General features: G+C 66.1%; 18 protein-coding genes and 1 pseudogene. 8 read left to right on the plus strand and 11 right to left on the minus strand.

What is annotated here, in order from left to right:
- Positions 1 to 1405: pseudogene (locus Q0Q36_RS13730) on the minus strand (vitamin B12-dependent ribonucleotide reductase); the annotation flags it as partial.
- Positions 1406 to 2303: 898 nt separating this feature from the next.
- Here Q0Q36_RS13730 and Q0Q36_RS13735 point away from each other — a divergent pair.
- Entirely contained in the window at positions 2304 to 2714 is a 411-nt protein-coding gene (locus tag Q0Q36_RS13735; RefSeq protein WP_265060339.1) for an NADH:ubiquinone oxidoreductase subunit NDUFA12, read from the plus strand.
- Between the two features lie 188 nt (positions 2715 to 2902).
- Entirely contained in the window at positions 2903 to 3547 is a 645-nt protein-coding gene (locus Q0Q36_RS13740) for a DUF2155 domain-containing protein (protein WP_293798738.1), read from the plus strand.
- A 24-nt stretch (positions 3548 to 3571) separates the two neighbouring features.
- On the opposite strand, the gene aat is transcribed toward Q0Q36_RS13740, so the two are convergent.
- Together aat and gyrA are read right to left on the minus strand one after the other, a co-directional pair.
- Positions 3572 to 4192 carry a leucyl/phenylalanyl-tRNA--protein transferase gene (gene aat / locus Q0Q36_RS13745; protein ID WP_293798806.1) on the minus strand — a complete coding sequence of 207 codons (621 nt, stop codon included), beginning with the start codon at positions 4190 to 4192 and terminating at the stop codon, positions 3572 to 3574.
- 289 nt (positions 4193 to 4481) lie between these two features.
- A complete protein-coding gene (gene gyrA, locus Q0Q36_RS13750) occupies positions 4482 to 7286 on the minus strand; it encodes a DNA gyrase subunit A (protein WP_293798740.1) in 2805 nt (934 codons plus the stop codon).
- Positions 7287 to 7497: 211 nt separating this feature from the next.
- Here gyrA and Q0Q36_RS13755 point away from each other — a divergent pair, with 211 nt between their 5' ends.
- The 6 genes from Q0Q36_RS13755 (at position 7498) to Q0Q36_RS13780 (ending at position 11460) form a co-directional block, all read left to right on the plus strand.
- Positions 7498 to 8130, plus strand: a complete 633-nt coding sequence (locus tag Q0Q36_RS13755) for a MarC family protein (RefSeq protein ID WP_293798742.1) — start codon at positions 7498 to 7500, stop codon at positions 8128 to 8130.
- Positions 8131 to 8508: 378 nt separating this feature from the next.
- Positions 8509 to 8766, plus strand: coding sequence for an acyl carrier protein (locus tag Q0Q36_RS13760; protein ID WP_293798744.1), 258 nt, complete (start codon positions 8509 to 8511; stop codon positions 8764 to 8766).
- Entirely contained in the window at positions 8763 to 9971 is a 1209-nt protein-coding gene (locus Q0Q36_RS13765) for a beta-ketoacyl synthase (protein WP_293798746.1), read from the plus strand. The genes Q0Q36_RS13760 and Q0Q36_RS13765 overlap by 4 nt, the downstream gene beginning before the upstream one ends.
- A gap of 160 nt (positions 9972 to 10131) precedes the next feature.
- A complete protein-coding gene (locus Q0Q36_RS13770; RefSeq protein ID WP_293798748.1) occupies positions 10132 to 10446 on the plus strand; it encodes a helix-turn-helix transcriptional regulator in 315 nt (104 codons plus the stop codon).
- Entirely contained in the window at positions 10443 to 10799 is a 357-nt protein-coding gene (locus Q0Q36_RS13775; RefSeq protein WP_293798750.1) for a hypothetical protein, read from the plus strand. Before Q0Q36_RS13770 ends, Q0Q36_RS13775 begins: the two co-directional genes overlap by 4 nt.
- A gap of 49 nt (positions 10800 to 10848) precedes the next feature.
- Entirely contained in the window at positions 10849 to 11460 is a 612-nt protein-coding gene (locus Q0Q36_RS13780) for an ATP-dependent Clp protease proteolytic subunit (protein ID WP_047582126.1), read from the plus strand.
- 18 nt (positions 11461 to 11478) lie between these two features.
- On the opposite strand, the gene Q0Q36_RS13785 is transcribed toward Q0Q36_RS13780, so the two are convergent.
- The 8 genes from Q0Q36_RS13785 to Q0Q36_RS13820 form a co-directional block, all read right to left on the minus strand.
- On the minus strand, positions 11479 to 12657 hold the full coding sequence (locus Q0Q36_RS13785) for a homoserine O-acetyltransferase (RefSeq protein ID WP_293798753.1): 1179 nt from the start codon (positions 12655 to 12657) through the stop codon (positions 11479 to 11481).
- Positions 12658 to 12734: 77 nt separating this feature from the next.
- On the minus strand, positions 12735 to 14489 hold the full coding sequence (locus Q0Q36_RS13790) for an AsmA family protein (RefSeq protein WP_293798755.1): 1755 nt from the start codon (positions 14487 to 14489) through the stop codon (positions 12735 to 12737).
- A 96-nt stretch (positions 14490 to 14585) separates the two neighbouring features.
- The gene (locus Q0Q36_RS13795; RefSeq protein WP_293798757.1) at positions 14586 to 16193 is read right to left on the minus strand and encodes an iron ABC transporter permease; all 1608 of its coding nucleotides are present in this window, start codon (positions 16191 to 16193) and stop codon (positions 14586 to 14588) included.
- Between the two features lie 74 nt (positions 16194 to 16267).
- Positions 16268 to 17278: an extracellular solute-binding protein gene (locus Q0Q36_RS13800; protein WP_293798759.1), complete on the minus strand. Its 1011-nt coding sequence runs from the start codon at positions 17276 to 17278 to the stop codon at positions 16268 to 16270.
- 341 nt (positions 17279 to 17619) lie between these two features.
- Complete coding sequence (locus Q0Q36_RS13805; protein WP_293798760.1) at positions 17620 to 18717, minus strand: DUF2865 domain-containing protein; 1098 nt, start codon at positions 18715 to 18717, stop codon at positions 17620 to 17622.
- 142 nt (positions 18718 to 18859) lie between these two features.
- Positions 18860 to 19270: an MAPEG family protein gene (locus tag Q0Q36_RS13810; protein ID WP_293798761.1), complete on the minus strand. Its 411-nt coding sequence runs from the start codon at positions 19268 to 19270 to the stop codon at positions 18860 to 18862.
- A 70-nt stretch (positions 19271 to 19340) separates the two neighbouring features.
- Positions 19341 to 20834 (minus strand): IMP dehydrogenase, encoded by a 1494-nt coding sequence (guaB, locus tag Q0Q36_RS13815; RefSeq protein ID WP_293798762.1) that lies wholly within the window; start codon positions 20832 to 20834, stop codon positions 19341 to 19343.
- Between the two features lie 264 nt (positions 20835 to 21098).
- Positions 21099 to 21416 carry a hypothetical protein gene (locus Q0Q36_RS13820; protein ID WP_293798763.1) on the minus strand — a complete coding sequence of 106 codons (318 nt, stop codon included), beginning with the start codon at positions 21414 to 21416 and terminating at the stop codon, positions 21099 to 21101.
- Positions 21417 to 21673 lie beyond the last annotated feature (257 nt).

The raw sequence follows: 21673 nt of genomic DNA on the forward strand, positions 1-21673 counted from the left end.
GGCCGGAAGCCGGGCAGGTGTGCCAGTCGTTCATCGTCGAGTTGAAGTGCAGGCCGGGATCGGCCGAGGCCCAGGCGGCGTAGCCGATCTTCTCCCAGAGGTCGCGGGCCTTCAGCGTCTTGTGGACCTTGCCGGTGGTGCGGGCGGTCAGGTTCCAGTCATTGTCGTTCTCGACGGCGCGCAGGAAATCGTCGGTCAGCGAGACCGAGTTGTTCGAGTTCTGGCCGGAGACGGTGAGATAGGCGTCGGAATCCCAGTCGGTGTCATAGGTGTCGAAGGAGATGTCCTTGTAACCCTGCTTGGCGAACTGGATGACGCGCTTGATGTAGTTGTCCGGCACCAGCGCCTTGCGGGCGAGCTTGATCTCGCGCTTGAGCGCCGGGTTCTTCTCGGGGTCGAAGCAGGAATCGGCATCGCCTTCGCAGTTCACGCAGGCCTTGAGCACGGCCTTCATGTGCTTCTTGACGGTCTTGGAGCCGGTGACGAGGGCGGCGACCTTCTGCTCTTCCTTCACCTTCCAGTCGATATAGGCCTCGATATCCGGATGGTCGGCATCGACCACGACCATCTTCGCGGCGCGGCGGGTGGTGCCGCCCGACTTGATCGCGCCTGCGGCGCGATCGCCGATCTTGAGGAAGGACATCAGGCCCGAGGACTTGCCGCCGCCGGCGAGCTTCTCGCCTTCGCCGCGCAGCATCGAGAAGTTCGAGCCGGTGCCCGAGCCGTACTTGAACAGGCGGGCCTCACGGACCCAGAGATCCATGATGCCGCCCTCGTTGACGAGGTCGTCCTGCACGCCCTGGATGAAGCAGGCATGCGGCTGCGGGTGCTCGTAGCTCGACTTCGACTTCACGAGCTTGCCGGTCTTGAAGTCGACGTAGAAATGGCCCTGGCTGGGGCCGTCGATGCCATAGGCCCAGTGCAGGCCGGTGTTGAACCATTGCGGCGAGTTCGGCGCGACGCGCTGGGTGGCGAGCATGAAGCGCAGTTCGTCATGGAAGGCGGCGGCATCCTCCTCGGAGGAGAAATAGCCGCCCTTCCAGCCCCAGTATGTCCAGCAGCCGGCGAGGCGGTCGAAGACCTGCTTGGACGAGATCTCGGAGCCATAGCGTTCGCCCTCGGGCAACTCGGCAAGGGCGGCCTCGTCGGCGACCGAACGCCAGAGGAACGAGGGAACGTCGTTCTCTTCGAACTTCTTCAGGCGCGCGGGCACGCCGGCCTTGCGGAAATACTTCTGCGCGAGCACGTCGCTCGCGACCTGCGACCAGGTCTCGGGAACCTCGATGCCTTCCAGCCGGAAGACGACGGAGCCGTCCGGGTTCTTGATCTCGCTGACGGCCGATCGGAACGGGATCGCGGAATAGGGCGACTGTCCGGCGGTGGTGTAGCGGCGCTCGATGCGCATGATCTTCGTCCCTTGATCTGCCGCGGGCCCGCTTTGCGAAGCCACGCGCGGCCGGTTGATCACCGGCTCCTGATGTCAGCCCAAACTCGGTTCGATGCCCGGGATCATCGCGCGTCCTTCCGGACGCGGTTACGATGATCCCACTCCATGTTGGAGCATCGGATTCATCCAAAAAGTGGCTTCCACTTTTTGGTCCGATGCTTTGGGGACCCGGCGGTGTAGCCCCGCCGATGGCCCCGGACGCGCCCAAAATGCCCGCGCAAATCCGTTCGCTTCCGCTGATGTCGGCGGATGCGGCGGCAGGCCCGGAACACACTGGGAAACTAGGGTTTCGCAGTCATCCAGAGGGGGTGCCGCCGGCCGTCATGCGATGGTCAAAATCTAGTGCAGGTACCGGTCTGACGTCAAGGAATAGTGTCCCGTGATCCCTGTGGACACGACATCTGGTAGGGATATGTGGGTTATGGGGATAAGTTGCAAGGTCCCGGCTAAGCCCCGGAAATCACCGGAGAATCGGACGCGCGTCGGCAAGATTGCCACAGTGCGGGAGGAAGCGCAGTCCTTAAAATCCCCACTATTCATGGTTGACACGATGTTAATGAGGGTGTCGCCGCATCGGCTCGCAAGCGCTGTCTGCAGGCCCTTGCGCAAGTGCTTGAAGCGCGGGCGCTTCGCCGTCCTATCGTGGCGGGAAGTCGGCCGAATCGGGGCGGTGTTGTGGCTAGGGCACCCGAGGGGAATCAGCGATCGTCGGTGGACCGATAGGCCAGCCCGCAGCGGAAGGGCTACGCGGATCGGTTCGATATGGGCGGACTGGACAGGGCGGGGCGGGACCGCCATAAGTCGCCCCGAGACATGCACGCATTTGCGTGCGCGCGAGCGCATGGACTTGAATACGATGAAGGACTGGCTGCTGCAGATCTTCACCTGGTGGAATGGCCAGACGATCGGCACCCGCTTCCACACCTGGCGCTTCGGCGAGCGGGTGGGCGAGGACGAGTTCGGCAATGTCTATTACCGCACCAAGGGTGGGGTGAAGGACAAGGCGCTCGGCTTCCAGCGCCGCTGGGTGATCTACAAGGGTGACGCGGAGGCCTCCAAGGTGCCTCCGGGCTGGAACGGCTGGCTGCATCACACCGTCGATGTTGCGCCCTCCGAGGAGAGCTACCAGCCGCGCGAGTGGCAGCAGCCGCATCAGCAGAACTGGACCGGCACCGCTCTGGCCTATCGCCCGCAGGGCTCGACGCTGGCCGAGGGCGAGCGCCCGGCCGCGACCGGCGACTACGAGGCCTGGACGCCCGGTCGCTGAGCGAGGCCGGCAAGGCCCCGCCGATCGATACCGAGCCGCTTCTTTCGGAGCGGCTTTTTTGTTGCTGGACGGAACATCCGCGGCCGTACTCCAAGGGTTTCAAGGGGAACGCCCTTTTTCCGCTGCGATTGCCGTGTTACTGCGCGCCATCGCGGTCCTTCCGCGCCGTCGAAGAGATTCGCGCACGCATGCCGTCGTTCTTTCGTTTCCCGATCCTGGCAGGCCTCGCCGCGAGCGCGCTGGCGACGCTGACGGCTACAGGGCCGGCGCAGGCGGATCGCATCCGCAATCCGACCGCGGTCTTCGCCGGGCTCGACAAGATCACCGGGCGCATCATCTCCTTCGAAGTCGCGATCGACGAGACCGTGCAGTTCGGCGCGCTGCAGCTCACGCCGCGCGTCTGCTGGACGCGGCCGCCGACCGAGGCGCCGCAGACCGATGCCTTCGTCGAGGTCGACGAAGTCACGGTCAAGAACGAGTACCGACGCATCTTCACCGGCTGGATGTATGCGGCGAGCCCCGGCCTGCACGGCGTCGAGCATGCGATCTACGACGCCTGGCTGACCGACTGCAAAGGCGGGACCGAGCTTGTCGTCGATCCCAAGGAGCCGGAGGCGCCGCCCCCGCCGGAGGATCAGCGCAAGCCGCGCACGCCGCCGCGTGACCCCAACCTGCCGCCGCCCGGGCAGCAGCCGCCTCCGCCGCCACCCGGCGGGCGCATCGATGTCGAGCCGCCGCGCGGCGTGCCGGTGCAGCCGCAGCGGCCGAGCCAGCGCTTCTTCCCGACCAATCCGATGCCCGGCCGCGATCCGGCGGCAAGCGGCGGCGCCTGATCCTCGCGAGCCGGCCGCCCGCGCTCAGAGCTGAGCGAGAGCCTCCCGACCGCTGATCGGCGCCGAGGTGGGCAGGGCGTGCCAGTTGCCCTGATGGCGTAGCGCTTCGTCGAGCAGGTGGCGATAGGCGTCGCGGGGAATCTCCATCGTGCCGAACTGCGCGAGATGGCCGGTCTGGAACTGCGTATCCAGCAGGCGATAGCCGCCGCGTTTCAATCGGGCGACGAGATGGACCAGCGCGACCTTCGACGCGTCGGTCTCGCGGTGGAACATGCTTTCGCCGAAGAAGGCTCCCCCCAGCGAAAGCCCGTAGAGGCCGCCGACGAGCCGGCTCTCGCGCCAGCACTCGACCGTGTGGACATGGCCGAGTGCGAACAGCGCGCCGAAGATCTCGCGGATGCGTGCGTTGATCCAGGTCTCGGTACGGTCCGGCTTGGCCTCGGCGCAGGCCGCGATGACCGCGTCGAAGGCGCTGTCGACCCGGATCTCGAACCGATCCGCGCGCACGGTCCGGGCGAGCCGCGACGAGAGATGGAAGCGGTCGAGCGGGATGATGCCGCGCAGTTCCGGCTCGACCCAGAACAGGCTGGGATCGTCGGCGCTCTCCGCCATCGGGAAGATGCCGGCCGCATAGGCGCGCAGCATGATCTCCGGCGTGATCGCGGGGGTGCGGACGGGCACGGAACGAGCCTTCATGAGATGATGGGAGCGTGAGCCGCGTCGCGAGTCAAATATAGGCAAGCGCTTCAGGAGGGTCCGTCATGCTCGGGCCTGACCCGAGCGCCTCGTGACGGAGAGGCGCCTGTTCCAGCCTGCGACTCTCGGGTCTGTTCTTCGCTTCGCCCGAGAATGACGCGCACTCATACAGCCTCGCATGAGGGACGGCCATGGTTTCAGACATAGCCTGAAGCCATGGCCGCAAGAGGCTGACAGATCAGCCTTCCGTGGCTTCGCCGCCCGGTGCCTCATCTCCAGCTTCGCCGTCCTCGCCGCCCTCGCCATCGTCGTTGATGCACTCGACCGAGACGACCTTCTCGTCCTTGGCGGTGTTGAACACCGTCACGCCCTGCGTCGAACGCCCGGCGATGCGGATGCGGTTGTCCGGGCCGGCATCGACCGGCACGCGGATGAGCTGGCCGCCATCGGTGACGAGCATGAGCTGGTCCGAGTCGAGGGCCGGGAAGGAGGCGACGAGCTTGCCGTTGCGGTCGTTGACGACCATGGCAACGATGCCCTTGCCGCCGCGCCCGGTGACCCGGTACTCGAAGGACGAGGTGCGCTTACCGTAGCCGCGTTCCGAGATCGTCAGGATGAACTGCTCGGCCGCGCCCATGGCGGTGTACTTCTCGAGCCCGAGCTCGATATCGCCGGCGCTCTCCTCGGCATCGGCCTCGACCGTCGTCGTGACCTCTGCACCTTCCTCGGCCTCGCCGGTCAGCGCTCTGCGGGCGGCTGCCGCGCGCTTGAGATAGGCGGCGCGCTCGTCGGGCGTGGCGTCGAGATGGCGCAGGATCGCCAGCGAGATGACCGTGTCGTCCTTGGCGAGGTTGATGCCGCGCACGCCGGTCGAGTCACGGCCTTTGAAGACGCGCACCTCGGGCACCGCGAAGCGGATGCACTGACCGTCGGCGGTGGTCAGCAGCACGTCGTCATTCTCGGTGCAGATCTGCACGTCGACGATATGGTCGCCGTCGTCGAGCTTCATCGCGATCTTGCCGGCGCGGTTGACGTTGACGAAGTCGGAGAGCTTGTTGCGGCGCACCCCGCCCGAGGCGGTGGCGAACATTACGTCGAGCGTCTCCCAGCTCGCCTCGTCCTCCGGCAGCGGCATGATCGTGGTGATGCGCTCGCCGGCCTCGATCGGCAGCATGTTGACCAGCGCCTTGCCGCGCGCGTTCGGCGCCGAGAGCGGCAGGCGCCAGACCTTCTCCTTGTAGACCTGGCCTTCCGAGGAGAAGAACAGCACCGGCGTATGGGTCGAGGCGACGAAGAGGCGGGCGACGAAATCCTCGTCCTTGGTCGCCATGCCGGAGCGGCCCTTGCCGCCGCGGCGCTGCGCCCGATAGGTCGAGAGCGGCACGCGCTTGATGTAGCCGCCATGGCTGACGGTGACGACCATGTCCTCGCGGGCGATCAGGTCCTCGTCGTCGAGATCGGAGCCCCAGTCCTGGATCTCGGTGCGGCGCGGCGTGGCGAAGGCAGTCTTGACCTCCGCGAGCTCGGCCTTGACGATCGATTGGATGCGGGCGCGCGAGCGCAAGATGTCGAGGTAGTCCGCGATCTCCTTGGCGAGCTTCTCCAGTTCCTCGCCGATCTCGTCGCGGCCGAGAGCGGTCAGGCGGGACAGGCGCAGCTCGAGGATCGCCTTGGCCTGCGCGTCCGAGAGCCTGTAGGTGCCGTCCGGGTTCATCGGGTGGCGCGGATCGTCGACCAGCGCGATCAGCGGGGCGATATCGTCGGCCGGCCAGTCGCGCGCCATCAGCGATTCATGCGCGGCGGCCGGCGTCGGCGCCGTGCGGATCAGGCGGATGACCTCATCGATATTGGCAACCGCCGTGGCGAGGCCGCAGAGCACATGGGCGCGCTCGCGGGCCTTGTTGAGCAGGTAGCGCGTGCGCCGCGAGACGACCTGTTCGCGGAACTCGACGAAGGCAGTGATGAAGTCCTTGAGGTTCAGAACCTCAGGGCGGCCGCCGTTCAGCGCCACCATATTGGCGCCGAAGGAGGTCTGCAGTGGCGTGAAGCGGTAGAGCTGGTTCAGCACGACATCGGCGACGGCGTCGCGCTTGATCTCGATGACGACGCGCACGCCCTCGCGGCTGGATTCGTCGCGCAGGTCGGAGATGCCCTCGATGCGCTTCTCGCGCACGAGATCGGCGATCTTCTCGACCATCGTCGCCTTGTTCACCTGATAGGGAATCTCGGTGACGACGATCGCCTCGCGCTCCTTGCGCATCTCCTCGATATGCGTCTTCGAGCGCATCACGATCGAGCCGCGGCCGGTGTGATAGGCGGAGTGGATACCGCTGCGGCCCATGATCGAGGCGCCGGTCGGGAAATCCGGTCCGGGGACGATCTCGATCAGGTCGTCGATCGAGATCTCGGGATCGTCGATATAGGCGACGCAGGCGTCGATGACCTCGCCGAGATTATGCGGCGGGATGTTGGTGGCCATGCCGACCGCGATGCCGCCGGCGCCGTTGACCAGGAGGTTCGGATAGCGCGCCGGCAAGACCGTCGGCTCATGCTCCTTGCCGTCATAGTTCGGCTGGAAGTCGACGGTCTCGAGGTCGAGGTCTTCGAGCAGCGGCATCGCCGCCTTGTCGAGGCGGGCCTCGGTATAACGGTCGGCGGCTGGGCTGTCGCCGTCCATCGAGCCGAAATTGCCCTGGCCGTCGATCAGCGGCAGGCGCAGCGAGAAATCCTGCGCCATGCGCACCAGCGCGTCATAGACCGCGAGATTGCCGTGCGGATGGTACTTACCCATCGTGTCGCCGACGATGCGGGCGCATTTTGTATAGGGCCGCTCGGGCAGGTTCTTGTTCTCGTGCATCGAGAACAGGATGCGGCGGTGGACCGGCTTCAGGCCGTCGCGGACATCGGGCAGAGCGCGGCTCACGATCACGCTCATGGCGTAATCGAGATAGCTCTTCTTCATCTCGTCGGTGATCGCGATCGGCTTGATGTCGCCGCCGAAGTCCGGGGCTCCGTCGCGCTTGTCGTCGGTATCGTCGCTCAAGGGGAAATGTCCCGATTCCTGCTGGTTTTTCAGCCTTCTGGCTATCCGATTCCGGCTGCAGACGCCAGCGAAAGCGGGCGCTGTCCAAGCAAAAATTATGTTAGTGAATTCAATAGTTTACGTGACGTTTTCGATTGCGTCGCGAAGTACTGCCATATTCCAGCCTTTCTTGGTGCGTGACGGCGGCCTTCCGGCGTGCTGATGTGGCGCCATGTTCGTCGAATTCGCCACTGCTGCGCTCGTCACCATGCTGGTGACGCTCGACCCGCCGGGCCTCGCGCCGATCTTCCTGTCGCTCACGCGCGGGATGTCGGAAAGCGAGCGGAAGCAGGTCGCGATCCGCGCCTCGATCATCGCCTTCTGCATCATGGCCTTCTTCGCAGTGGCGGGCGATATCGTGTTGAAGGCGCTCGGCGTGTCGCTGCCGGCCTTCCGCATCGCGGGCGGCCTCCTGCTGTTCTGGATCGCCTTCGAAATGGTGTTCGAGCGCCGCACCGAGCGCAAGCAGCAGACGGCCGAGACCGCGATCACCCAGGACCATATCCGCAATGTCGCGGCCTTTCCGCTGGCGATCCCGCTGATGGCGGGGCCGGGCGCGCTCACCGCGATGATCCTGCTCGCGGGCCGAGCTCATGGCGACCCGCTGCTGCTGGCGACTCTCGCGGTGATCTGCGGCCTGGTGGTGTTTTCCTGCCTGCTGGTGTTCCTGACGGCGACGCCGATCGCGAAGCTGCTCGGCGTCACCGGCAATATCGTGCTCACCCGCCTGCTGGGCGTGGTGCTAGCAGCACTGGCCGTGCAGTTCGTGATCGACGGGATCAAGGCTGCGGCGCAGGGCGGGTAGACCGACGCAGTTCGCGCCGGATGCAGTGCAGCGATCCGATGGTTTCGGTATCCCGGCGTGTTTCCATCAAATTATGATGCTTGCGACACGGAATGTCGGGGCGCGCTTTGCGGTGCGCTTTCCATCGTCGATGACAACAGTGACGCTGCCAAGGCCTTCTGTCTGATAATGCTCGCATTTTCTGCAGTCCTGCGCATTTTCCGACAGCCACCGGACCGATGACCGGATTGGCACGAAACCTGCCAATGCCGCCGCACACGGAACAGGTCGTGCAGGAAGCGACAGGGGCGTCGATCGATGGCGCGTGCCTTGCCCCGGCAAAGACGGCCCGTTTGATCGAGGACATCGCCGCCCGCGGCGTCGCTATGCAGGTTTACAATGCAAAGTCTTGATATCGTACGAGAAATCGTTGCGGGTCAGATCAGCCGCGACCCTTCCGAGGTCACGGAACAGACCAATCTCGAGGAAGCCGGCTACGATTCGCTGGATGTGCTGGAGACGATCTTCGCCATCGAGGAGCGCTTCAAGGTCCGCGTCCCCTTCGATGCCAACGATCCCAAACTCAAGGAAATGAAGACCGTCGGCGATATCGCGCGCATCGTCGAAGAGGCGATCGGCCAGCGGGCGCCGGCGTGAGGCGCATTGCCGTTACGGGCCTTGGCGCCGTATCCCCGGCGGGATTGACCATGGCGGCGACCTGGCAGCGCGTCGCTGCCGGGGAGACAGCGATCGGGCCGCTGGTGCTGCCGCGCACGGATAATCCTCCCTGTCCGATCGCCGCGCAGGTTCTGGATTTCGATGCCAATGCTCATTTCACGGCCAAGCAGCTCGGGGCGCTCGATCGCATCGCGCAGTTCGCGGTCGTCGCCGCGCGGGAGGCGGTCGCGGATGCGGGGTTCGAACGCGGTGATCCGGCGCTCACGCAGGCGGATGTGATCATCGGCGTCGGCGTCGGCGGTATGAACACGGTGGATGACAGCTTTTACCGGATCTATGCCGAGCAGGCGCGCGGGGTCCACCCGCTCACGGTACCCAAGCTGATGGCCAATGCGTCCGCGAGCCAGATCTCGATGGATCTCGGCCTGCGCGGCAACACGTTCGCGGTGGCGAGCGCCTGCGCTTCGGGAACCCATGCGCTGGGCCTGGCCTTCCGATCCATCCTGCACGGCGATTGCGACGTCGCCCTTGCTGGAGGCGCCGAAGCCTGCATCACGCACGGCACGCTGGTCGCCTGGAATGCGCTGCGGATCCTGTCGCGCGACACTTGCCGGCCGTTCTCGCGCAACCGCAGCGGCCTGGTGCTGGGGGAGGGCAGTGCGATCCTGGTCCTCGAGGAATGGGAACGGGCCGTGGCGCGCGGCGCGCGCATCTATGCCGAGATCGTTGGCTTCGCCGGGAATGCCGATGCGGGCGATCTGACCTCTCCCGACCAGCACGGCGCGGAGATGGCGATGCGGCGCGCCATGGCCAGTGCCGGCATCGCGCCTGAAGATATCGATTACATCAATGCCCATGGCACGGGGACCTTGATGAACGACGCCATCGAAAGCAGGGCGATCCGCGCGATCTTCCCAGGGGAGCGCCTGCCGTTGGTCTCGTCGACGAAGGGGGTGCTCGGCCATAGCCTGGGCGCTGCCGGGGCGTTCGAGGCGCTGGTCACGACGCTCGCGCTGCATCACCAGGTCGTGCCGCCGACGGCGAACTGCACCGAGCCGGACGAGGAATGCGGGCTTGACGTCGTGCCCGAAGGGCCGCGGCAGGTCGCCGTCAGGCATGCATTGTCGAACTCGTTCGCGTTCGGCGGCCTGAATGCCGTGCTGGCGTTCCGGCGCCACGCTTAAGCGCGACCCTCCGGGCTTGGACGGTTCCAGCCCGGAGAGTCATCCGCTTTCCAACGTCCTCGGGACAGGCAGGGCAGGTCGCGACTGCCGCAGCCAGGCGGCCTTTCGGTCGCGGGATCGGGCTATTGCACATCGCATAAGTAAATGCTTATGTGATGCCATGATCGAGAACGAGATCTTCAAGGCGCTGGCCGACCCGACCCGCCGCACCATCCTCGACAAGCTGGCTGCGAGCAGCATGAACGCGAGCGCGCTGCGCGAGGGCATGGTGATCAGCCAGCCGGCGATGTCGCAGCATCTCGCCGTGTTGCGCGGCGCCGGCCTCGTCCGCGAGGAGCGGAAAGGGCGCTTCGTGAACTACCGGGTCGATCCGGAGGGGCTCGCTCTGGTCGCGCGATGGCTGACGAAATACCGCGCCTTCTGGCCGGAGCGGATCGGCGATCTCAGGACCTTGCTCAAGGAGATGGATCAATGAGCGGTGACGACAGCGAAGCGGCGATTGACCCTCTCGTTTTCGCGTTCCAGTTCGATGAACCGCCCGAGAAGCTCTGGCGCGCCATCACTACGCCTGGCCTGCGCGAGCATTGGCTGCCCGACGCGGAGCTTGCTGATCCAGAGCCGAGCATCGTCACCCCGGGGGAGGCGCTCCGCTACCGGATGCGCGACAGCGAGCCGCCCTTTCTGGAAAGCGTGGTCACGTTCCGGATCGACGCCAGCGAGGCCGGCGGAAGCAGCCTGCATGTGATCCATGAACTGACCGATCGCCATGTCGGCCTGGAGCTGATCCCGGCGAACAGCAATGCGCCGCCGCTGATGCGCGCTGCCTGAGGCGGCGCGAACCACAAGCCTATCCATTCCCTAGATTTGGAGGTCGCCGATGCGCGAAGCGATGCAACTCGTCCCTATGGTCGTCGAGCAGTCGAGCCGCGGAGAACGCTCGTTCGACATCTACTCGCGGCTGCTGCGCGAGCGGATCATCTTCCTCAACGGTGAGGTCAATGACGCGATGAGCGCGCTGGTCTGCGCGCAGCTCCTGTTCCTGGAGGCAGAGAATCCGAAGAAGCCGATCCATCTCTACATCAACTCGCCGGGCGGCGTGGTGACCAGCGGCTTCGCCATGTACGACACGATGCGCTACATCCGCTCGCCCGTGCATACGCTGTGCATGGGCACGGCGCGCTCGATGGGCTCGTTCCTGCTGATGGCGGGGGAGCCGGGCGAGCGCGGGGCGCTGCCCAATGCGAGCCTGCATGTCCATCAGCCGCTTGGCGGCTTCCAGGGGCAGGCTTCCGACATCTTCATCCATGCCGAGGAGATGCGGCAGACCAAGCATCGCCTGACCCGGCTCTATGCCGAGCATTGCGGGCGCAGCTACGAGGAGGTCGAGCGTACGCTCGACCGCGACCGCTTCATGACGGCGGAGGAAGCCCTGGAGTGGGGCCTGATCGACCGGATCGTCCACCGAATGGAGGAACCGGCCGCCGCGTGAGCGGCCGGCTGCTGTCGCCTATTTTTCCAGGAAAGCCCGGATCGCGCCTTCGGCCTGCTTCATCGACATCACGCCGTCGAGATGGCCGCGGCTGCCGTCGATCGTGACATGGGTAATATCGCGCCCGGCATCTTTCGCTGCCTTCAGCGTGCGTTCGACCGCGTCCGGCGTGAAGACCAGATCCTTCGGCTGGGTGATGTAAAGCATCGGCGCCTTGATCTTCGCCATGCCGTCAGCAAGCGAGGTGCCGCCGGCCGTGAAGAGCTGGTTCGCCTTGACCAGATAGAGGAAATGGTTGGCGTCCGAGACCTTGGCGCGAGCCATGCCGGCATTGTCGAGCACGCTCTGGACCTGGAACTTGTTGGCGAGCGCCTTGCCGGGCTCCTCGCCCTCCTTGGCCGGGCGACGGCCGAAGGTGGCGTTGGCCCAGTCCTGGTGGTTCGCCTGCAGCGTCACCGCGGTCAGCGCCTTGGCGAGGCCAGCCAGCGGCGGGGTCTTGCCGTAGTAATCGCCATTGTTCCAATTGGGATCGACGAGGATGGGAGCGGCCCAGATGTCGAGCCAGGCTATCAGCATCGCGTCGGCCTCGCCGGCGCCGATCACCGGCATGGCTTTCGCGACCATCTCGGGATGGCTCGCCGCCCATTCGAAAGTCTGGAGCGAGCCCATCGAGGGGCCGGCGACGAGCGCGAGCTTCTTGATCCCGAGGTTCTCGACCAGCGCTTTCTGGACCTCGACGAAGTCGCGGACCGTGACGACGGGGAAGTCGAGCCCATAGGGCTTGCCGGTGTCAGGATTGGTCGAGGCCGGGCCGGTCGTGATGGTCTTGGGGTCGCCGGTGCTCAGGTTCACCAGCGTGTCCGAGGAGAGGACGAAATATTTGTTGGTGTCGATCGCCTTGCCTGGGCCGATGATCGCATCCCAATAGCCGGGCGCTGCATCGGCCGCGGCATATTTGCCGGCGGCATGCGAGTTGCCGGAGAAGAAATGGCAGATCAGCACGGCGTTGGACTTGTCGGCGTTGAGCGCGCCGTAACTCTCCCAGCCGACGCGGACATTCTTCAGCGTGCGTCCGCTCTGGGTGGTGAAGCTCGGGAGTTCGAAGACCTTCTTCTCGACTGCCAGATCCTGCGCTTCGGCCATGCCTGCCGTCATCCATCCTGCGAGCGCCAAAGCACCCATGATCCACATCTTCATCGCCGCATCCTTCCCGCTGCCGCAATACGTCCGGCCGCATCAGAGCGGATTTCCGACGATCGCGAAAGGGCTGGGGATCAGCGCGTGAACTGCGTCGGCACGAGGGAGGCGCCGGCCGGGCTGAGGAGAGTTTCGGGCTCGATGTCGAAGGCTGGAGCGTCGACCGGCCCCTTGAGCACGAAGGGCAGCTTCAGGGCGCCGTTCGCGGAGGCGAGCAGCGCGGTCATGTCGAGGATGCGGGTGCGCAACGAGGCGCTGCCGGCGAGGTTGAAGCGGTAGTTCGAGCCGTTCATCTGCGCCTCGGTCAGGGCGAGCAGGCCGCCGGCGATGCCGGCGTTGGCGGTGATGGTCTCGAAGGGCGTCTTGCCCTGCCGCCAGTCGCGCAGGGCCAGGGCCGGGCTGCGCTCGGCGCGGCGGAGCATTTCGCTGAAAGCCATGCCGTCGATTTCACCTTGCCGGGCTGCGAGATTGACGCGGCCGGTGAGCGAGCCGATCAGCTCGTCGAAGGTGCGGCCGACACCGTCGAGGGTGAGCTGCGCAGCGCCCGTGCCGCTCAGGCGTGCCAGTTGCGGCAGGTCGGACGCAGCTTGCCCGATATTGACCTTGTCGAGGCCGGCCTGAACCTTGACATCGACGCCGGCTGGAGCGGCGACGGCGAGAAAACGGCTCTTGACGTTGCCGCCATAAGCACTCGCACGGAGCAGCCCGGTCTCGAAACGGCCCTTCTTGACCAGCAGATAGGTCGCGACATCCGCTAGGCGCGCTCCTTTCAGGCGAGCGGCATCGACCGAGATGCGCAGGTCGATGTCGCGGGCGGTCCAGGCATCCAGGTCCAGAGGCGTGGCGTCTGCGGCATCGACTGTCGGGATCGGCAGGCGATCGACGAGGCGGCCGAGATCGAGCGTTGCGCCGGCCAGCGTACCCGACAGCGCAAAGCGGCCGCCGGCTTCCGCGAGCTTCATGACGCCGTCGAGGCGCTCGCCGTCGAGATTGACGACGGCATTGTTGAACGACACCTCGCGCGGCTTCACCTGGATATCCGCGGAAATGGCAACGGCTCCGAGAGCCGACGCCAATCGCGATTCCTCGCCGAACCAACCGAGCAACTGCGGAAGTGCCGGCGTGGAGAGCGCGAGAAGGCCGCTGATCACCGGGTCGCCCGGGCCTGAGCGGGTGCCTTCGAAACGCAGCTTCAGCAAGGAAGAGGTTGCCGAGAGCGCCGCCTTCGCGCTGCCACCGACCATCGGCCAGAGCAGGCTGATCTCGGTCGGTGTTCCCCGCCAGTTCAGAGAGCCGGACAGGGCCAGCGGGTCGTTTCGCTCGCGCTCGTCGACGACGAGGTCGAGATCGCGCACGACGCTCTGGATCGCGCCGTTCGCCCGCAAGAAGACCGAGCCCGCGCGGATGACGACCTTGCTCTGGCTCTGCAGGCGCTCGAATTCGGCGAGCGGCGTCGCAAGCCAGTCGGTGAGACCGTCGCTTCCGGCGGGAACGGCAACATCGATCCGCGGCGCGATGAGATCGACCCGGTCGAAGCTGATGCGTCCGCCCAGGAGCGGCAGAAGGCGCAATTGCGCCTTGACCCTCACAGCCTCTCCCGCGAGCGCACTGTCGCGCTGGGCGAAGACGACCTGAGACAGGCTGATCCGGGGTAGTGGCAGGAAGGCGATCTCGGCGCGATCGAGCGTCTTGACGACGAAGCCGGTCCGCTCCTCGATCGCGCGGACAGCCGCGCGCTGGACGCGACCGAGCGCGACGTCCCACGACTGCAACCCGAGCAAGCCGATGGCGACGACGAAGCCGAAAGCGAGAATCGCAGCGCGTCTGGTCATGGACTTCCGAATCGGCACCGGGCCGAAAGTCAGCCAGCCCCCTGGCGGGACAGGGTTTAGGCCGATGCGGAGGGCTTGTCGAGGCTGGAAAGCCGGCTATCCCGCCCGATCTGTGCCGGTTTTGGCCAGAATGAAGGCGGGATAGAGGCCGGCGAGGATGATCAGGAGCGCCGCCAGCGCGCCGTCCTCGAAAACGCCGCGCGACGCATGACCGTAGACTACGGTCGCCAGCGTATCGACATTGAGCGGGCGCAGCAGCAGCGTCGCCGGCAATTCCTTGAGGCAGTCGACGAAGACGAGGAGCGCCGCTGCGGCGATGGCCGGCCGGGCCAGCGGCCAGTGGATGCGCCGCAGCACCTCCGGCCCGGCCGCCCCGAGCGCGCGGGCGGCGTCGTCGATCCGGGGCGAGACACGCGACAACCCGCTGTCTACGCCGGAGACCCCGATGGCGAGGAAGCGCACGGTATAGGCGATGACGAGTGCCGCTCCTGAACCGATCAGGATCAGGCCGGGCTTGAGGCCGAACAGGGCCGATGCGGCATCGGCCAGCAGATTGTCGAAGGCGGCAAGTGGGATCAGCAGGCCGAGCGCCAGCACGGTGCCAGGCACGGCATAGCCGAGGCTGGCGATGCGGGCGAGGGGCTTCAGCCAGGCCTCGCGGCCGATGCGGCAAGCGGTCGCGATCGCGAGCCCCAGCGTCACGACCAGAACCGAGGCGAGCCCGGACAGCAAAAGGGCAGTGCCGAGAAGCTTGAGCAACGTTGCGTCGAGCTGTGCGAGGAGGCCGCGCTGCAGGATCTCGGTGACGAGATAGCCGATCGGCATGGCGGCGCCGAACACGACGGGCACGGCGCAGGCGAAGGTGGCCAGCGCCGCGCGGCGCCCCCGCAACGGCCTGCGCGTCACCGGTCGGGGCTGGCGGACGGGCAGGGCGAAGCGGCGTTGCCCGCGCAGTTTCACTTCGATGAGGATCAGGGCGAAGACGATGACCAGCATGACGCAGGCGATCTGGGCGGCGCCGGGCAATGAGCCGCGATTGACCCAGGTCGTGTAGATCGAGAGCGTCAGCGACCTCACGCCGAGATACTCGGTGGCGCCGATGTCGTTCAGGGTCTCCAGCAGGACGAGCGTCAGGCCGGCGGCAAGAGCCGGGCGGGCGAGCGGCAGGCCGATGCGCCAGAACAGCCGGCCGGGGGCGGCTCCGAGATTGCGCGCCGCCTCGACGACGCTGGCGCCCTGCACACTGAACAGCGCGCGCGTGCTGAGATAGACGTAAGGGTAGAGGACGATCGCCATGATCGCGATCGCGCCCGGCAGGTTGCGCGGGTCGGGGAACCAGTAGTCTCGCAAGGAGCGCCAGCCGGTGGCGGTGCGCAATGCGCTCTGGAGCGGTCCCTGGAAGCCCAGGAATTCAACGTAGATATAGGCGGTCAGATAGGTCGGCAGCGCCAGCGGCAGCACCAGCAGCCATTCGAACGAGCGCCGTCCCGCGAAATCGTATTGCGTCACCAGCCAGGCCGTGCCGACGCCGATGACGGCGCAGGCCGTGCCCACGCCGGCGAGGAGCAGCGTGGTCTGGACGAGGGCGGTGGGCAGGACATTGGCTGCGAGATGGGGCCAGATCTCAGCCGCTTGTCGCGACGAGAACGCGGTCGCGACGAGCGCGAGCAGCGGCAGTGCCGCGAGTGCGGCTCCCCCGATCACGGCATAGGCAAAACGGGTCGACGGCCGCCATGGGAATGGCGACCGTCGTGCTGGCTTGAGCGGTTGGCTCAGGCTCAATTGTCGAAGCCGACCTTGTCGACGAGATTCGCGGCGGCCTTGCGCTGCTTGGCGACCTCGGAGAGCGGCAGCTTGTCCGGCGTCACGGTGCCGAGCAGCTTGACGGCTGCGGAGTCGGTCACAGCCGCGTTGACCGGGAACTCGAAATTGCCGTTCGCGTAGAGCGCCTGTGCCTTGTCGCCGAGCATGTACTCGACCAGCTTGACCGCGTTCTCCTTGTTCGGAGCGTTCTTGGCGAGCGCAGCGGCCGAGACGTTCACATGCGTTCCGCCGCCGGCGAAGGTGGTCTTGAGCGGCTTGATCGCGTCGAACCAGCCCTTCTGCTCGTTCTTCGCCTCGCTCATCAGGCCGATATAGTAGGTGTTGATGATGGCGATGTCGCAGAGGCCGGACTGAATGTCGCGGGCGACGTCGCGGTCGCCGCCGCCGGGCTTGCGGGCGGCATTGGCGCGCAGGGCCTTGAGCCAGGTCTCGGTCTTCTCGGCGCCGTGATGCGCGAGATACGCCGCGAAGAGCGCGTTGTTATAGGGGTGCTGGCCGGCGCGGATGCAGAACTTGCCTTTCCATTTGGGGTCGGCGAGGTCCTCATAGGTGATCGCGTCCTGCTTGATGCGCTCCTTCGAGACCACGACGACGCGGGCGCGCTTGGTCAGCGTGACCCAGTTGTTGTCCGGGCGAAGCTGCGCGGGGACGGTCTTGTCGACGAGCTCGGACTTGATCGGCTGGGTGATGCCGGCATCGACCGCGGCGTTGATCTCGCCGACATCGACCATCAGCATGACGTCGGCCGGGCTGTTGGCGCCCTCGGCGCGGATGCGCTCCTGCAGGCCATCCTTCAGGAAGACCGCGTTGACCTTGATGCCGGTATCCCTGGTGAAGGCTTCCAGGACCGGGTTGAGCAGGGCGGGTTCGCGGGTGGTGTAGAGGTTCACGCCTTGCGCGAAGGCCGGGGCGGCCAGAAGGCAGGAGGACAGCGCCAGGGCGTGGAGATAGGTCTTTGCGATCATTCTTCTGCTCCGTCGAAGCGTGCGGTCAGCGCGATGGACGAGCGATAGAGCGCAGCTCTCGGAGCGTCAATGAAGTAATCTTTTGATATCAATGGCTTATAGTAATTTCAAGCCAGTTTGTATTTTGATGGATTCTAATAAATCAGGCATTGCCTTGGAAAGACGGAGAGATTTCTGGCGAGACTAGGTCGTACGTCTTTAGGGTGAGACGACCTGTCGCGGCTGGGGCTCGCAGTTTCTTGTCGAACGTGAGCGCAATATCGGGTCGCGCGATGCGCAAGATGTCGTCATTCCGGGGCGTGCCGAAGGCGCGAACCCGGCACGATCGGATGTCTCGAGCTTTAGCGCACCGGCAGCGGGATCAGGCGCACCGGTTCGCGCGGCGTCGGCTCGACCGTGCCGCGCAGGACCGCGTCGCTGGTGAAGGCGTCGTCCTGCAACTGCGCTTCGCGAACACGCAATTGACGGCGGACGCTGCGCACCTGCGCCTCCATCCGGGAAATGCCGACCTGCTCGTCGATCTGCTTGCGCTGGGCCTTGCTCAGTTCCGCGGCGGTGCGGAAGTCGCGGAAGTCGCGCCGGCTATAGGGCCAGCTCGAACCGCCGGTGAAGGTCGAGACCTTGCCGTCGAGCACGACGCTGTCGCCCGGGCGCAAGGTGATGTCGCGAAGCAGCGAGACGCGGCGCTCGCCGGCCTGCACGATCGCGGGGCGGCAGGCGGGATCGGCAGATTTCTCATGGCTGAAGGCCATCGGCAGGGCGCTGTAGCGCTTGCCGTCAGCGGCGACGGCATCGGCGATGCCGGTCGAGCCAGCGGCGGCCCTGAAGACCTTGACCGGAACGCCCGGATTCATCGCCTTGCAGATCGCTTCGTGAGCCTTCAGATCACTGGCCGTGCGGACATAGCCGATCGGCGCATGGAAGCCGTCGCAGAGGCGCACGCAGAAGGTCTGGGCGCGGTCTGCTGCGCCCGTCACCGCGTCGAACGATGCGGTGGCGGTGCCAGCAATCCTGGGTTGCCGGTCGGCGGATTTCCGGGCCGATTTGCGGAAGGGGTTGAGCTCAATCTGCGGCTGCACGAGTCGTCCGTCGGGCAGCATCTGCATCAGCGGCAGGCGCCAGCCATTGCCGGCAGGCGCGTAGGCACTGGCTTGTGGGGCGGCGTGGGTCGAGGTGTAGGCCGCGTTTCGCAGACGGGCCTGCTCGGTCTGGCGTGCGATTTCCCGGATGTTGGCTTCGCGCGCGTCGTCGTTCTCGGCCAGGACCATCGATGCCGTCAGCACCATGCCGCCGGAGCCGAGCACGACACCGAGCGCGGCAAGCGCCAGCAGGCGGCCCGCAGGGTTGCGCCTTGCAATCTTCGTCTTGCCGGAAACGGCAGCCAGAACCTCGCCGTCGCGGGCAAAAACCCGCGCCGGGACTTCACGGACACGCAACATCGCGTCACTCCAAACTACGCTTGTCCACCGTCCGCCGCCATTCGGGGTGTAGTTTACTTTTCGTTAAGCTTCAACGGCTTCGGGTCCGCCGCCGGCGGAAAGAGACGGAATGCTTAACGGGAGCGCAGCCTGAAGCGGCTGCTCAGAGCACGGCGACGAGGATGCCGAGCCACATGCAGAACAGCGCGAGCACGCCGATGCCGTAGACCGCGCCGCGCAGGCGCAGCTTGTTGGGGCCGATATGGATCAGCGTGTGGACGACGCGGGTCGCCACGTAGAGCCAGGCGAGAACCGCCATGACATAGCCGGTGGCGCCCGTCGCCATCGCCAGCATGATCAGCGCGAAGAAGACGACCGGCGTTTCGAATTGGTTGGTGAAGTTCGCCGAGGCGAGCCGGGCCGGGACGGGGTAGCGCTCGGTCGAGACCGTGACCTCGTCGGGGCGGACGGCGCCGCTGGTGAAGGCGGTCTTGCGGCGCAGCGCCAGGATGACGCCGACGACGAAGATCCAGAAAATCATCGCCAGCGTCGGATAGATCAGCTTGAGAGTCATGGTCGCGCGTCGCCTCTTGCAGCACTGCCTGAGTTAAGCCGGGTCAGTGCTGCACGAAGCTTGCGTGGACTCAAGAGCGGGTCGGATAGTTCGGGCTTTCCCGCACGATGGTCACGTCATGGACATGGCTCTCGCGCAGGCCGGCGCTGGTGATGCGGATGAAGCGCGCCTTGGTCTGGTAGTCGGCGAGGTCCTTGCCGCCGACATAGCCCATCGCGGCGCGCAGGCCGCCGGCGAGCTGGTGGAGCACGTTCGAGACCGGGCCCTTATAGGCGACCTGGCCCTCGATGCCCTCCGGCACGAGCTTCAGCGAATCCTTGATGTCCTGCTGGAAATAGCGGTCGGCCGAGCCGCGTGCCATCGCGCCGACCGAACCCATGCCGCGATAGGCCTTGTAGGAGCGGCCCTGGTACAGGAAGGTTTCGCCGGGGGTCTCGTCCGTGCCGGCGAGCAGTGAACCGACCATGGCGCAGGACGCGCCGCCGGCCAGCGCCTTGGCGAGGTCGCCCGAATACTTGATGCCGCCATCGGCGATGACCGGCACACCGGCCTTCGAGGCGGCGGAGGCCGCGTCCATGATGGCGGTGAGCTGCGGCACGCCGACACCGGCGACGATGCGGGTCGTGCAGATCGAGCCCGGGCCGATGCCGACCTTGATGGCGTCGGCGCCAGCGTCGACCAGGGCCTGAGCGCCGCCGGCGGTCGCGACGTTGCCGGCGATGACCTGGACCGAGTTCGACAGCTTCTTCACCCGGCTGACGGCCTCCAGCACCTTGGCCGAGTGGCCATGGGCGGTGTCGACGACGATCAGGTCGACGCCGGCATCGATCAGCATCTCCGAGCGCTCGAAGCCTTGATCGCCGGTCGTGGTGGCGGCAGCGGCGAGGAGCCTGCCGTGAACGTCCTTGGCGGCGTTCGGATGGGCGACCTGCTTCTCCATGTCCTTCACGGTGATCAGGCCGATGCAGCGGTAGTGATCGTCGACGACGAGCAGCTTCTCGATGCGGAACTGATGGAGCAGGCGGCGCGCCTCGTCGGGGCTGACGCCCTCGCGCACCGTGATCAGCCGCTCCCTGGTCATCAGCTCGGAGACCGGCTGGGCCGGGTTCTGGGCGAAGCGCACGTCGCGGTTGGTCAGGATGCCGACGAGCTTGCCGTTATGGCCCTGCGGGCCGCGCTCGACGACCGGGATGCCGGAGATGCCGTTGTTCTTCATCAGCGCCAGCGCGTCGGCCAGCGTCTCGTCGGGATGGATGGTGATCGGGTTGGCGATCATCCCCGATTCGAATTTCTTGACGAGGCGGACCTGGGCGGCCTGCTGGTCCGCTTCGAGATTGCGATGGATGACGCCGAGGCCGCCGGCCTGAGCCATGGCGATCGCCATGCGGGCCTCGGTGACCGTATCCATGGCCGAAGCGATGATCGGCAGGTTCAGCGAGATGGTCCGGGTGAGTTTGGTGCGGATGTCGACATCCGCCGGCATGACCTCGGACGGGCCGGGCTCGAGCAGCACGTCGTCGAAGGTGAGGCCGTCGCGAATCAGACCGTCGAGGGAAAGCGTCATCGTCAACTCCGACCGCCGGGTGAGACCGGCTTTTCAAGGGGGGCAGGGCGAGAGGCCCAATGCCGAGTTGACGAGGCCCGTTAGCATGCGCGGGCTGAGACCGCTAGTGCGCGGTCAGGATTCTTTTGCAGTGCAAAACGGCCGGGCGCGCATAACCGCCCGTCCGGCATATGAAGCGGACCGTGCCCCAGCGCCCCTGTCAGCCAAGGCCGCCCAGCGGCTGCGGTGAACCGCCCTGATCGGATCAGCCTATTCCGCCAGCGATCAGCGCCCGATTGCGGGCTGCATCACGCTCTCCGGCTTTACCCCGAAGCAGCCCCAATCGAAGAATTCGCGACCGGCAGCATTGGCCAGATTCTGGCAGCTCTGCAGGTGGATGCAGGCGTCGTACTGGATGCTGGCGGCGGCCCCGCCCGGGTCGGCCTTGAACGGGCAGGCGGAGCGCCAGACGGCTGGGGCTGCTGCTGCGGGGGCAGTCGCCGCCGCTCCATAGGAGAGCCCAGCCAGCACCGCCAGGGCTGCGATGCGCGTGCCGAGCGAAAGCCGGCGAGGACCGGTCAAAACATCTGAAATATGCGTCATAGTGCTTCTCCGCAGTTGGCGGCGCGCGCCCCTCGCGACGGCCCGGCGCAACCGGACACCCCAAAAATGGTGCTGCTGCGAGGGCCGCAGCAGTGAGACAAACGCATGGCGGCATTGTGCTTGTTGCCGAGCCATCAGTCTCATGCATAGCGGAAGCGCGCAGGCGGCGGGCAAATCGGGGGTCGGAGCGTGATTTCGCTCTCGTCACCTGCCGTGCATGCGATTAATAGCCGAGCTTATGATTTCAAGCGCGCCTA

This window comes from uncultured Allobosea sp., assembly GCF_945957345.1.
GTDB lineage: Bacteria > Pseudomonadota > Alphaproteobacteria > Rhizobiales > Beijerinckiaceae > Allobosea.

Bases quoted from the DNA above. Each gene is read 5' to 3' on its own strand.
- Q0Q36_RS13805 (WP_293798760.1), bottom strand. From the start codon at position 18,717: ATGTTGCGTGTCCGTGAAGTCCCGGCGCGGGTTTTTGCCCGCGACGGC.
- Q0Q36_RS13820 (WP_293798763.1), bottom strand. From the start codon at position 21,416: ATGACGCATATTTCAGATGTTTTGACCGGTCCTCGCCGGCTTTCGCTC.
- Q0Q36_RS13780 (WP_047582126.1), top strand. From the start codon at position 10,849: ATGCGCGAAGCGATGCAACTCGTCCCTATGGTCGTCGAGCAGTCGAGC.
- Q0Q36_RS13770 (WP_293798748.1), top strand. From the start codon at position 10,132: ATGATCGAGAACGAGATCTTCAAGGCGCTGGCCGACCCGACCCGCCGC.
- Q0Q36_RS13755 (WP_293798742.1), top strand. From the start codon at position 7,498: ATGTTCGTCGAATTCGCCACTGCTGCGCTCGTCACCATGCTGGTGACG.
- Q0Q36_RS13810 (WP_293798761.1), bottom strand. From the start codon at position 19,270: ATGACTCTCAAGCTGATCTATCCGACGCTGGCGATGATTTTCTGGATC.
- Q0Q36_RS13790 (WP_293798755.1), bottom strand. From the start codon at position 14,489: ATGACCAGACGCGCTGCGATTCTCGCTTTCGGCTTCGTCGTCGCCATC.
- Q0Q36_RS13740 (WP_293798738.1), top strand. From the start codon at position 2,903: ATGCCGTCGTTCTTTCGTTTCCCGATCCTGGCAGGCCTCGCCGCGAGC.
- Q0Q36_RS13775 (WP_293798750.1), top strand. From the start codon at position 10,443: ATGAGCGGTGACGACAGCGAAGCGGCGATTGACCCTCTCGTTTTCGCG.
- Q0Q36_RS13735 (WP_265060339.1), top strand. From the start codon at position 2,304: ATGAAGGACTGGCTGCTGCAGATCTTCACCTGGTGGAATGGCCAGACG.
- guaB (WP_293798762.1), bottom strand. From the start codon at position 20,834: ATGACGCTTTCCCTCGACGGTCTGATTCGCGACGGCCTCACCTTCGAC.
- Q0Q36_RS13800 (WP_293798759.1), bottom strand. From the start codon at position 17,278: ATGATCGCAAAGACCTATCTCCACGCCCTGGCGCTGTCCTCCTGCCTT.
- Q0Q36_RS13785 (WP_293798753.1), bottom strand. From the start codon at position 12,657: ATGAAGATGTGGATCATGGGTGCTTTGGCGCTCGCAGGATGGATGACG.
- aat (WP_293798806.1), bottom strand. From the start codon at position 4,192: ATGCTGCGCGCCTATGCGGCCGGCATCTTCCCGATGGCGGAGAGCGCC.
- Q0Q36_RS13760 (WP_293798744.1), top strand. From the start codon at position 8,509: ATGCAAAGTCTTGATATCGTACGAGAAATCGTTGCGGGTCAGATCAGC.